Source organism: Streptococcus sp. HMSC076H09 (assembly GCF_001811765.1).
Classification (GTDB): domain Bacteria; phylum Bacillota; class Bacilli; order Lactobacillales; family Streptococcaceae; genus Streptococcus; species Streptococcus agalactiae.
The window spans coordinates 36,084-49,287 of sequence record NZ_KV806608.1 but is presented as its reverse complement, the minus strand read 5'-3'; the positions used below and the strand labels follow the sequence as shown (position 1 = coordinate 49,287).

General features: G+C 36.4%; 11 protein-coding genes. All 11 read left to right on the top strand.

From position 1 onward, the window contains the following. Window positions 1-55: 55 nt before the first annotated feature. Window positions 56-1,033 (top strand): ABC transporter permease, encoded by a 978-nt coding sequence (locus tag HMPREF2818_RS06725; RefSeq protein WP_000680644.1) that lies wholly within the window; start codon window positions 56-58, stop codon window positions 1,031-1,033. Continuing rightward, a complete protein-coding gene (locus tag HMPREF2818_RS06720; RefSeq protein ID WP_000603397.1) occupies window positions 1,030-1,851 on the top strand; it encodes an ABC transporter permease in 822 nt (273 codons plus the stop codon). Before HMPREF2818_RS06725 ends, HMPREF2818_RS06720 begins: the two co-directional genes overlap by 4 nt. An 11-nt stretch (window positions 1,852-1,862) precedes the next feature. After that, window positions 1,863-2,666: an ATP-binding cassette domain-containing protein gene (locus tag HMPREF2818_RS06715; protein ID WP_000140979.1), complete on the top strand. Its 804-nt coding sequence runs from the start codon at window positions 1,863-1,865 to the stop codon at window positions 2,664-2,666. Then, window positions 2,650-3,276, top strand: a complete 627-nt coding sequence (locus tag HMPREF2818_RS06710; protein WP_000171304.1) for an ABC transporter ATP-binding protein — start codon at window positions 2,650-2,652, stop codon at window positions 3,274-3,276. Before HMPREF2818_RS06715 ends, HMPREF2818_RS06710 begins: the two co-directional genes overlap by 17 nt. Window positions 3,277-3,557: 281 nt before the next feature. Next, window positions 3,558-5,588 (top strand): PTS system trehalose-specific EIIBC component, encoded by a 2,031-nt coding sequence (treP, locus tag HMPREF2818_RS06705; protein WP_000434610.1) that lies wholly within the window; start codon window positions 3,558-3,560, stop codon window positions 5,586-5,588. A 221-nt stretch (window positions 5,589-5,809) separates the two neighbouring features. Beyond that, on the top strand, window positions 5,810-7,435 hold the full coding sequence (gene treC, locus HMPREF2818_RS06700; protein ID WP_000151014.1) for an alpha,alpha-phosphotrehalase: 1,626 nt from the start codon (window positions 5,810-5,812) through the stop codon (window positions 7,433-7,435). 219 nt (window positions 7,436-7,654) lie between these two features. Further along, the gene (locus tag HMPREF2818_RS06695) at window positions 7,655-9,691 is read left to right on the top strand and encodes a BglG family transcription antiterminator (RefSeq protein ID WP_000228178.1); all 2,037 of its coding nucleotides are present in this window, start codon (window positions 7,655-7,657) and stop codon (window positions 9,689-9,691) included. Between the two features lie 2 nt (window positions 9,692-9,693). Beyond that, complete coding sequence (locus HMPREF2818_RS06690; RefSeq protein ID WP_000944235.1) at window positions 9,694-9,978, top strand: PTS sugar transporter subunit IIB; 285 nt, start codon at window positions 9,694-9,696, stop codon at window positions 9,976-9,978. Between the two features lie 12 nt (window positions 9,979-9,990). Next, a complete protein-coding gene (locus HMPREF2818_RS06685) occupies window positions 9,991-11,346 on the top strand; it encodes a PTS ascorbate transporter subunit IIC (protein WP_000677351.1) in 1,356 nt (451 codons plus the stop codon). Between the two features lie 2 nt (window positions 11,347-11,348). Then, complete coding sequence (locus tag HMPREF2818_RS06680) at window positions 11,349-12,206, top strand: transketolase (RefSeq protein ID WP_000203492.1); 858 nt, start codon at window positions 11,349-11,351, stop codon at window positions 12,204-12,206. After that, window positions 12,203-13,132: a transketolase family protein gene (locus HMPREF2818_RS06675; protein WP_001203828.1), complete on the top strand. Its 930-nt coding sequence runs from the start codon at window positions 12,203-12,205 to the stop codon at window positions 13,130-13,132. The genes HMPREF2818_RS06680 and HMPREF2818_RS06675 overlap by 4 nt, the downstream gene beginning before the upstream one ends. Window positions 13,133-13,204 lie beyond the last annotated feature (72 nt).

The window sequence follows — 13,204 nt, the reverse complement described above, 5'->3', positions numbered from 1 at the left end:
TTATGGTGTGAATGGTTTCCTCGACTCCTTTTTTAACAATTAAGGAGATTTATCTGTGAAACATATTACCACTGTAGTTATCTGGAAGATACTTAGGTGTTTGTCACTCGTTTTTGGAGTATCAATTTTGACCTTTATTTTACTAAAACAATCACCGGTTGATCCAGTCATGGCAAGTGTCAATTATGACACGTCACTAACCCCTGTTCAGTACAAAGCGATTGCTCACCACTATGGCTTGGATAAGCCAGCTCCGGTCCAGTATTTTATTTGGTTAAAAAATTTTATACAGGGACATTTAGGGACTTCACTAGTTTATCGGCAACCTGTTATTGATATTATTAGATCACGGGCAGGTGCCTCTTTCATACTTATGGGACTCTCCTGGGTCTTATCGGGTCTTATTGGATTTATCTTAGGAACTTTATCAGCTTTCCATCAAGGGAAATTGCTTGATCGAATTGTAAGGTGGTTTTCTTACCTTCAGATATCAGTACCAACTTTTTGGATTGGGCTCATTTTTTTATTAATCTTTTCTGTCCAGCTGGGGTGGTTCCCGATTGGTATTTCTTCTCCGATAGGTACTTTGAGTCAAGATATTACGTTAGCTGATCGTATTAAGCACCTTATTTTACCTGTTTTCACGCTAAGTATTCTAGGCATTGCCAATGTAACTCTTCATACTAGAACTAAAATGATGTCGGTACTTTCTAGTGAATATGTCTTATTTGCCAGAGCGCGTGGGGAAACGGAATGGCAAATTTTTAAAAATCATTGTCTTAGAAATGCTATCGTACCAGCTATTACACTGCATTTTTCCTATTTTGGAGAATTGTTTGGAGGATCCGTTCTTGCTGAGCAAGTTTTCTCATATCCAGGACTAGGGTCTACCCTAACTGAAGCAGGACTTAAAAGTGATACACCGCTACTTATAGCTATTGTGATGATAGGGACATTATTTGTTTTTGCGGGCAATCTTATTGCGGATATTTTAAATAGCATAATCAATCCACAGTTAAGGAGAAAAGTATGATATTGAGACGTCGAACTATTGTTTTATGGCAACTGGGTATCGCCATTTCTCTCATTCTTAGTATTCTAGCCTTAAATCTTTATTTCCATAGTACTCCCTTGCAAACCAATGCAGCTTTACGGAACCTTGCTCCTTCATTAAACCATCTTTTTGGGACAGATGGTTTAGGTAGGGATATGTTTGTCAGAACGATTAAAGGACTTTATTTCTCTCTACAAGTCGGCTTATTAGGTGCCCTTATGGGGGTCATTCTGGCGACAGTTTTTGGAGTGCTTGCAGGTTTAGGAAATAGCATTATTGATAAAATAATAGCATGGTTAGTTGATTTGTTTATTGGTATGCCTCATTTGATTTTTATGATTCTCATTTCTTTTGTTGTTGGGAAAGGTGCTCAAGGGGTCATCATTGCAACGGCTGTTACACATTGGCCTTCTTTAGCAAGGCTTATCCGCAATGAAGTCTATCATCTAAAGAATAAAGAATTTGTCCAACTTTCTAAAAGTATGGGAAAAACGCCTTATTATATTGTGAGGCATCATATCCTGCCTTTGATTGCTTCTCAAATTTTCATTGGTTTTATCCTCTTATTTCCACATGTCATCCTACATGAAGCATCAATGACTTTCTTAGGATTTGGGCTCTCTGCCGAACAACCTTCGGTTGGTATCATTCTGTCAGAGGCAGCTAAGCATATCTCTCTTGGAAATTGGTGGTTGGTTATCTTTCCAGGACTTTATCTTATTTTGGTTGTCAATGCATTTGATACTATCGGAGAATCTTTAAAGAAACTCTTTTACCCTCAAACTGATCATTTTTAGGAGGTAGAGATATGACAGAAACATTATTAAGCATTAAAGACCTCTCCATCACCTTCACTCAATACGGAAGATTTTTAAAACCATTTCAATCAACACCGATACAAGCGCTGAATTTAGAAATTAAAAAAGGTGAGTTATTAGCTATTATAGGTGCTAGTGGTTCGGGGAAGAGTTTATTAGCACATGCTATTATGGATATTCTTCCTAAAAATGCATCTGTAACAGGAGATATGATTTATCGTGGTCAATCACTAAATTCTAAACGCATTAAACAGTTGCGAGGAAAAGATATTACGTTGATTCCACAATCAGTTAATTATTTAGATCCATCTATGAAAGTCAAACATCAGGTGCGCTTAGGTATCTCAGAAAATTCAAAGGCTACTCAAGAAGGATTGTTTCAACAGTTTGGTTTAAAAGAAAGTGATGGTGACTTGTATCCTTTCCAACTTTCTGGCGGAATGCTCCGACGTGTTTTGTTTACAACGTGTATTAGTGATAAGGTTTCTTTGATTATTGCAGATGAGCCCACCCCTGGATTACATCCAGATGCTCTGCAAATGGTTTTAGACCAACTACGCTCCTTTGCAGATAAAGGAATAAGCGTTATATTTATCACTCATGATATTGTAGCAGCTAGTCAAATTGCTGATCGTATTACTATTTTTAAAGAGGGAAAAGCTATTGAAACAGCTCCAGCTAGTTTCTTTAGCGGAAATGGAGAGCAGTTACAAACAGAATTTGCTAGAAGTTTATTGCGCTCTCTCCCACAGCAAGAATTTTTGAAAGGAGTTACTCATGACCTTAGAGGCTAAAAAGCTTGGCTTTTATCATAAAAAAGATCAATGGCTTTTTAAGGAGATTAATTTAGAGGTAGCACCTGGTCAAGTTTTAGGTATATTTGGACAAAGTGGTTGTGGAAAAACTAGTTTATCCAAAGTGCTTGCAGGTTTTTTACATCCTAGATCTGGTGAAGTATTAGTTGATGGCAGTAATTTGCCTAACAAAGCATTTAGACCTGTACAACTTATTCAACAACATCCTGAAAAAACGATGAATCCTTTATGGCCTATGAAAAAAAGTTTAGAAGAAGCTTATTACCCAAGTCGAGATTTACTAGATGCTTTTGGAATTCAAGAAAAATGGCTAAATCGTCGCCCTAGTGAACTCTCGGGAGGGGAATTACAACGCTTTTCGATTGTGCGTTCATTACATCCAGAGACTAAATACCTTATTGCAGATGAAATGACTACTATGTTGGATAGTATTACACAAGCTAGTGTATGGAAAAGCCTGTTGGAGATTGTAAAGGATAGAAATTTAGGTCTCATCGTTATTAGTCATGATTTCGCTATGTTAGAGAAACTTTGTAACCAATGCTATATGATTGAAGAGAATCGTATCGTATCTTTCAATGGAGATTAAAAAACTCACCTACTATATCAATTAGTAGGTGTTTTTTATTAAGAGAGTATTGGGGGTGACTGACCTACTCATGACTCTAACATTTTGGTAACGTTGGTGAGAAATTCTAATGTTTTGGGTATTATTGACTAATTATTTTATAATTTATAGATTTTTTAAAAAGATAAGCTAAGGATTTGCATAGGGATATGTAATCGTTTACAATTATATTGTAAGCTAGTCTTCTTTAAGTTTCTGCCTTGGAGTCACAGACTCTCCGTTAAATAGATAAGGATAAACAGATGGAACAATTTAAACATGATGCCAAAGCCTTGTTAGAGGCAATTGGGGGTAAAGAAAATATTAGTGCAGTGACACATTGTGCCACACGCATGAGATTTGTTTTGAATGACAGTAGTAAAGCTAAGGTAAAGGTAATTGAGGAGTTACCATCAGTCAAGGGTACCTTTACCAATGCTGGGCAATTTCAAGTCATTATTGGTAATGATGTCCCTATTTTTTATAATGCTTTTGTAGCCGTTTCTGGTATTGAGGGTGTGTCTAAAGAGGCGGCAAAATCGGCTGCCCAAAAAAATCAAAACCCTTTACAGCGTGTGTTGACAATGCTGGCTGAAATATTTACACCGATTATTCCAGCCATTATTGTTGGTGGTCTGATCCTTGGTTTTCGTAATATTTTAGATGCCGTTCCATTTGAATTTTTAGGTCAAAAAGTTGTTGATGGTGTCAGGCAAGTAGACTCTTCTGGGCATCCAATTTGGAATACTCTAGTAGATGTTTCAACGTTTTGGAGCGGAGTAGACTCTTTTTTATGGTTACCAGGTGAAGCTATATTTCATTTCTTACCAGTTGGTATTGTATGGTCTGTGACTCGTAAGATGGGGACTACTCAAATCCTCGGTATTGTTCTAGGTATCTGTCTAGTGTCGCCACAATTACTTAATGCTTATTCTGTAGCTAGTACTTCAGCAGCAGACATTGCTAAAAATTGGTCTTGGAATTTTGGTTACTTTACAGTACAAAAAATTGGTTATCAAGCTCAAGTTATTCCAGCTCTGTTAGCTGGTTTGAGCCTGTCTTACTTAGAAATCTTCTGGAGAAAACATATTCCTGAAGTTGTTTCAATGATTTTTGTGCCATTTCTATCCTTAGTTCCAGCTATTATCTTGGCTCATACTGTCCTTGGACCTATTGGTTGGACACTAGGTAAATGGATTTCTGCTATCGTTCTTATTGGATTGACTGGTCCTGTAAAATGGCTCTTTGGTGCTATTTTTGGTGCCCTGTATGCCCCATTTGTTATTGCTGGTTTGCACCACATGACAAATGCTATCGATACTCAACTCATAGCAGATACAAAAACACATACAACTGGCCTTTGGCCGATGATTGCTCTTTCAAATATTGCTCAGGGTTCAGCTGTACTAGCTTATTATTTTATGCATCGTCATGATGAAAAAGAGGCTCAAATATCACTTCCAGCTGCTATCTCAGCCTACCTTGGTGTTACAGAGCCGGCGCTTTTTGGTGTAAACGTTAAATACATTTATCCATTTGTTGCTGGTATGATTGGTTCAAGTGTGGCAGGTCTTTTGGCGACAACTTTTAATGTCCAAGCTAACTCTATTGGTGTAGGCGGTCTTCCAGGCTTCCTGTCAATTAATGTTAAATATATGGGATATTTCTTTATCTGTATGGCAGTGGCTATCTTTATTCCTTTATTTTTGACACTATTCTTTAAAAAATCAGGTATTTTGACAAAAACTGAAGAGGAAAAATTAGTATCTGATGCTGTCATTGCTTCAACAACAGAAACAAAATCAGCAAAAGAAAAAGCTGTCGTCTCAGGTACAAAGCTTAGTGTAGTAAGCCCTTTATCAGGTTTAGCTAAACCACTGGATCAAGCTAGTGATCCTGTCTTTTCACAAGGAATTATGGGGAAGGGAGTGGTTATCGATCCAAGTGATGGAGAACTAGTTTCACCGGTCGATGCGACAGTTTCAGTTCTTTTCCCTACGAAACATGCTATTGGATTATTAACATCAGAGGGTGTTGAGTTTCTTATTCATATTGGTATGGATACTGTTAATTTAGAAGGAAAAGGGTTTACCTCTCATGTTGCCCAAGGTGACAATGTAAAAGTAGGAGATAAACTCATTACTTTCGATATTCCAATGATAAAAGAAGAAGGATACATTGTGGAAACTCCTATTCTGATTACTAATCAAGAAGAATTCCGACCAGAAGAATTGATAGATTTACCCAAACAGATAAAACGTGGACAAGCATTAATGGTTGCCAAGAAAATTTAAAAGTAATTAGGTATCCTTTTTAAAAAAGAGCACTCTTATAAAATGAGAGGTAATTTGAGGAATTGTTTGAGGGGCTTAATACATTAGCTCCTTGAATTATTTTGAACATAAGAAAAAACTCATGGGAACAAATATCGCTGTAAAAATGTTATATTTTTGATGATAGTTGATGTTATAGTTAGACTGCTAAATACAGCAGCATTTTGGGAAAGGAGTAGAATATGACGATTGATAAACGTAAAGTTGTCTATCAAATTTATCCAAAATCATACAAAGACACAACTGGTAATGGGGTTGGTGATCTTCGTGGTATTATCGAAAAATTACCCTATTTAGCAGAACTTGGTATTGATATGGTTTGGCTCAACCCATTTTATCCGAGTCCACAACGAGATAATGGATATGATATCTCTGATTATACAGCCATTAACCCTGATTTTGGAAAGATGGACGATTTTGAAGAAATGATTGAGGTGGGACGTCAATACCGTATAGATTTTATGCTTGATATGGTGCTTAATCATTGTTCAATAGAACATGAGTGGTTTAAAAAAGCACTTGCAGGAGATCGCTACTATCAAGATTTCTTTATCTTACGTGATAATCCAACAGATTGGGTATCTAAATTTGGTGGAAATGCTTGGTCACCATTTGGTGATACAGGGAAGTATTATCTTCATCTTTTTGATATCACTCAAGCTGACCTTAATTGGCGCAATGCCGATGTTCGCAAGGAACTTTTTAAAGTTGTCAATTTTTGGCGTGATAAAGGGGTTAAAGGTTTTCGATTTGATGTGATTAATTTAATTGGGAAAGATGAGATACTTGAGAACTGCCCAATTAATGATGGAAAACCAGCTTATACTGATCGTCCAATAACACATGATTATCTCAAGATGTTGAATAATGCTAGTTTTGGACAAGCTGATTCCTTCATGACAGTTGGTGAAATGTCTTCAACGACAATTGCAAATTGCATTCTTTACACTGCACCAGAACGTGAAGAGTTATCCATGGCTTTTAATTTTCACCACCTCAAAGTAGATTATAAAGATGGGCAAAAGTGGACCATTATGGCTTTTGATTTTCCTGCATTACGTGACCTTTTCCATAGTTGGGGCGAAGGAATGAGCGAAGGAAATGGTTGGAATGCTTTATTCTATAATAATCATGACCAACCGCGAGCATTAAATCGTTTTGTAGACGTGAAACGTTTTCGAAATGAAGGAGCAACCATGTTAGCAGCATCTATCCACTTATCGCGTGGTACTCCTTATATATATATGGGTGAAGAAATCGGAATGCTTGATCCCGATTACAGTTCTATGGATGATTATGTGGATATTGAGAGTTTGAATGCCTACCAAATAATGCTTGATGAAGGCAAGTCACAAGAAGAGGCATTTAGCATTATTCGAGCGAAATCTCGAGACAATTCTCGAGTACCAATGCAATGGGATGATAGTACGAATGCAGGTTTTTCTGAAGGCGCTCCATGGTTGAAAGTAGGAAAATCATATAAAGAAATCAATGTCGCAAAGGAGAAAACAGGGCTGATATTTACTTTCTATCAAGAGTTGATAAGGCTACGTAAACAACTGCCAATAATAGCTGACGGGAATTATAAAGCAGCTTTCAAAGATAACGAAAAAGTATATGCTTTTGAACGCCATCTTGATAAGCAAAAACTTCTTGTTTTAAATAATTTCTTTGCTGAGAAAGTTAAGATAAAATTACCGGAGAATTATCTCCAAGGACAAGTTCTTCTATCAAATTATAAGGATGTTACTCTTGATGAAACGGTTACTTTGCAACCTTATCAAACTTTAGCTATCTTAGTGTCATAACATTTAAAAAACCTTTACTTATTCAATTAAGTAAAGGTTTTTTAAGTGCTGCTTGTGGGAAGGAATCTTGCTCTAGATTTTGCAATTTCTTTCTTTTTTCTTTCTTTACTCTATAACAATAGCCCAAATTCATTCAATTGATAGTAGTGCCAGATTGGGCTCAAATGACCTAGAAAAATGTAAACGGTTACTATAAAATAAAAATAGAAAGGAAAACAAATGGTTGATAATAAGACTGTTGTGATAATGTTGGTATTTTTAGCTCGGAAAAATCTTTCCTTGTATGAGTTAACAGTGCAAACAAAGTTTTCAATAAAAGTTATCATAGAGCAAATTAACTATCTCAATAGTTTTTTAGCAAAAAATCACCTACCAGCTATTGCTCACTCTGCTGGACGTTATCAGTTATTAGGAGATGAAAAAGAGCATGATAAAATTGTCTCCTTATTAGAAGCTGAGCAATTTTACCTAACTCAGGAAGAAAGGGTATGTCTGATTTACCTTTATAGCTTTTGCCGAAGAGAGTTTGTCTCCAATGTGCATTATCAAGATTTTTTGAAAGTAAGTAAGAATACTACTTTATCAGATATCAAGATGCTACGTTCTAAATTAGCAAAAAGAGGTATCTCACTCACTTATACAAGAGCAAAGGGATATAGTCTAGTAGGAGATGAGATGGATAAGCATCAAGTTGCTTTTCAGATGATAACTCAACTACTAGAATCTCCCATTGGTTTTTGGTCTTTGAATTATATCTTGTCTTCTTGGAAATTCGCTCTCTCATATGAGAAGTTAGAAAAGACGGTAGAATATTTCTATGAATCTTTTCAACTTTCTCCAATACAAGATAGGCTTGAGAAATCTTTATATTTTATCATTTTAATACTGTGTCGTTATCAAAGGTCAGTAGATCGTGTTTTGCAGGGTTCTCCTATTGTTTCTGAACAATTAAAAGAGTTAACGACTATTATTGTGACTAATTTAAGTCAGGATATTTCCTTATCTAAACCATTAGATCAGAAAGAAAAAGATTATATTACCTTGATCTTATCTGGCTGTTTTGAAGGTGAGGGAACTAAAGATGATGATTTCTTTGAAGCATTGGCAAAAGCAATCGTTGATGAGATGGAAACTGTTTCACTTCTTAATTTTTCCAATAAAGAAGAGTTATTACAAGGTCTGAAGCGTCATATTATTCCAGCTTATTTCCGATTGAAATATGGTTTAACTGGCGATAGTGGTTATACACAAAATATTAAAGAGCATTACAGTGATTTATTTCTATTGGTTAAAAAGGCACTACGTCCTTTGGAAGAGCAAGTAGGATTAATACCCGATAGTGAAATTTCTTACTTCGTGATTCACTTTGGAGGCTATCTTAGACAATCAGGTGATACACAATCAATGTCTTATAAAGCTTTGATACTCTGTCCAAACGGCGTTAGTTCATCCTTAGTGATTAAGGAAAAATTGCGTGGATTATTTCCTCAAATTCATTTTCATCGTGTCTCTAAAATTGAGCAGCTGAAACTGATTGACAATCAAACTTACGATATGGTCTTTTCTACTATATTTGTAGAAACAAAAAAACCTAATTATCTAGTTTCGCTGATGATGACAGCAGAGCAAGTACAACAGCTCAAAGAACTGGTTATTTCAGATTTTCCCAAAGCTTGCCTTGACGATTTCCAACTTGATCAATTAATAGCAACTATAAAAAAATACGCTCATGTTCATTGTGAAGAGGAATTAAAATTGGCTTTGAGGACAATGGTAAAACAAGATATATTTAGAAAGGATGTGAGGCCCTTGTTGCACCAACTTATAACAGAGGAAACTTATCAGACAAGTTCTGAACAAATGAATTGGAAAGAGGCAATTCGTTTAGCGGCAAAACCCTTGTTAGCTTCTGGAAAAATTACGGAAAGTTACCCAGAAGCTATGATTGAAAAGGTCGAAGAGTTTGGTCCTTTTATCAATCTTGGTAAAGGTATTGCTATTCCACATGCCAGACCAGAAGATGGGGTAAACTCTGTCGGTATGTCAATGCTTGTTTTGGAACAGCCTATTTATTTATTGGATGACCCCAAACAGGAAATTTATCTCTTATTATGCATAGCAGCTATTGATAATGAAACGCATTTGAAAGCTCTATCGCATTTGACAACAATACTTCGTGATAATAATAATGTTAAAGCTTTGTTAGCTTCACGTGGGTATCAAGATATTGAAATGATTATAAAACAGGAGGATTAAAGATGTTAAGAATTGGAACAGCATGTGGATCAGGTCTAGGTTCAAGTTTTATGGTACAAATGAATATTGAGTCTATTTTGAAGGATTTGGGGGTTTCTGATGTTGAAGTTGAACATTATGATTTAGGTGGAGCAGATCCAAGCGCAGCAGATGTTTGGATTGTTGGTCGTGATTTGGAGGATTCAGCTGGTCACCTGGGGGATGTTCGTATTTTAAACAGTATCATTGATATGGATGAATTGAGAGAATTAGTGACAGGTATTTGCCAAGAAAAAGGCTTAATCTAGGAGGTTGATGCCATGAAAGGTCTATTGGATTTTTTAGTTAATATTGCCAGCACGCCAGCTATTTTAGTCGCCTTGATAGCCATTATCGGTTTAGTACTGCAGAAAAAAGGTGTTCCTGATATTGTAAAAGGTGGAATAAAAACATTTGTTGGCTTCTTAGTGGTTTCTGGAGGTGCAGGGATAGTCCAAAATTCCTTGAATCCATTTGGAAAAATGTTTGAGCATGCTTTTCATTTGGTGGGGGTAGTTCCTAATAATGAAGCCATTGTAGCAGTAGCTCTTACGAAGTATGGCTCAGCAACTGCTTTGATTATGTTAGCGGGAATGATTTTTAATATTTTAATTGCTCGTTTTACAAAATTTAAATATATTTTTCTGACAGGACATCATACATTGTATATGGCTTGTATGATTGCTGTTATTTTTGCCGTAGCAGGCTTTACTTCGTTCTCGCTCATCCTTTTTGGAGGTCTAGCGTTAGGGATTATTATGAGCGTATCTCCTGCATTTGTGCAAAAATACATGATTCAACTGACAGGTAATGATAAGGTGGCACTTGGGCACTTTGGTTCTTTAGGCTATTGGTTGAGTGGATTTATTGGTGGAATTGTTGGAGATAAATCAAAATCAACAGAAGATATTAAATTTCCAAAGAGTTTATCATTTTTACGTGACAGTACCGTAAGTATTACTATCTCAATGGCAATTATTTACCTTATCGTTGCAGTGTTTGCTGGTGAGGCTTATATTGCAAAAGAAATAAGTAACGGTGTCAATGGTCTTGTTTATGCCCTCCAACTAGCTGGGCAATTTGCAGCAGGTGTATTCGTTATTTTAGCAGGTGTACGCCTTATCCTAGGTGAAATTGTACCAGCCTTTAAGGGAATCTCAGAAAAATTGGTTCCAAATTCAAAACCAGCCTTGGATTGTCCAATTGTTTACCCTTATGCACCTAATGCAGTATTGATTGGTTTTATCTCAAGTTTTGTTGGTGGATTGGTTAGTATGATAGTTATGATTGTGACTGGCACTACTGTCATTTTACCAGGGGTCGTTCCTCATTTCTTCTGTGGGGCAACGGCAGGTGTTATCGGTAATGCTTCTGGTGGTGTGAGAGGAGCGACTATTGGTGCATTTGTTCAAGGTATCCTCATCAGTTTCTTGCCGATTTTCTTGATGCCTGTACTAGGTGGACTTGGTTTCAAAGGTTCAACATTCTCAGATGCTGATTTTGGTTTGACCGGTATCATTCTTGGCGCTCTTAATCATGTCGGCGGTGCGATAGCTATTGTTATTGGTATTGTAGTTATCTTAATTGGACTTTTTGGCATTTCATTTGTTGGAAAATCAACCCATAAGGAAGGTTAATAATGACATCACCAGAAGAAAGATATTCATCTCTAAGACGATTTGCAACGGAGATTCGTTTAAATACACTAGAAACGCTAAACCATTTAGGATTCGGTCACTATGGGGGTAGTTTATCAATTGTTGAGACTTTGGCTATTCTGTACGGTGATATTATGGATATAAACCCTGAAAAATTCAAAGAAAGTGATCGGAATTATATGGTCTTATCAAAAGGACATGCTGGTCCAGCCTTGTATAGTACACTCTATTTAAAAGGTTTTTTTGATAAAACATTCCTTCATTCGCTCAATACAAACGGTACCAAACTACCTTCGCATCCTGACCGCAATTTAACTCCTGGTATAGATGTAACGACAGGCTCATTAGGTCAAGGCATTAGTATTGCAACGGGAATTGCTTATGCTCAAAAGATTGAGAATTCAAGCTATTATACTTATACTATTGTAGGTGATGGTGAATTAAATGAAGGACAATGTTGGGAGGCTATACAATTTGCTGCGCATCATCAACTGCACCATTTAATTGTTTTTGTAGATGATAATAAAAAACAATTAGATGGTTTGACAGCTGATATTTGTAATCCTGGAGACTTTGTTGCTAAATTTGAAGCTTTTGGATTTGATGCAGTACGTGTAAAAGGAGATGACATTGAGGCAATTGACAAAGCTATTAAAACTTTTCAAGATTCAAATAGTGTCAAACCAAAATGCATTGTTTTAGATAGTATCAAGGGACAAGGTGTGAAAGAGTTGGAGGAGTTAGCTTCTAATCATCATTTACGACCAGATTTACAACAAAAAACAATGTTAGAGCGAGCGGTGATAAGCTTGAGAGAAAGTTTGGAGGTGGTAGAATGAGATGTTCAACCAAAGAAATGAGGCTTGTCTATCGTGATTTCCTCCTTCAAGCTAATCAAGAAAATAAACAAATTACCGTTTTAGAAGCCGATTTGTCGAGTTCAATGTCAACAAATGTACTGGCATCAGAATTTGGAAAACGTTATATTAATCTAGGTATTATGGAGGCTGAGATGGTAGGTCTTGCAGCAGGGCTCGCCATTAAAGGTTACAAGCCATACCTTCATACTTTTGGTCCTTTCGCGTCAAGGCGTGTCTTTGATCAAGTATTTTTATCGTTAGGTTACTCACAATTATCAGCTACGATTATTGGCTCAGATGCAGGAGTTAGCGCAGAAATGAATGGCGGAACTCATATGCCTTTTGAAGAGTTAGGTCTACTAAGGTTAATTCCAAAGGCGACTATTTTTGAGGTTAGTGATGATATTCAGTTTGAAGCAATTTTAAAACAAACATTAAGTATTGATGGTCTAAAATACATTAGAACTATTCGTAAGGCCCCCACTGCAGTTTATGAGGGATGCGAAGATTTTTCAAAAGGTTTTATACAATTACGCCAGGGAAAAGATATTGCTCTTGTAGCAAGTGGTATTATGGTTTCTAGAGCGATAGAAGCAGCCGACTACCTCAAAGAACTAGGGATTGAGGCCTCAGTTATCGACCTTTTTAAAATTAAGCCCCTTCCAGAAGAACTGAAACCATTACTGATAGATCAATCCATTGTAACTATTGAGAATCATAACCGTATTGGCGGTATCGGAAGTGCATTATGCGAATGGCTTAGTATGGAGAAAAACACTACTGTTAGTCGTATGGGTATTGATGAGCGATTTGGTCAGGTAGGTCAGATGAAATATTTATTAGAGGAGTATGGACTCGCTGTTAAAGATATAGTAGAGCATTGCAAATCAATTTATAAATCATAACAAAAAGGCAACATTGGAGTTGCCTTTTTGTTATTTTCTGAAATTTTTAAGTTTTGTATAAGTATCTTGTGG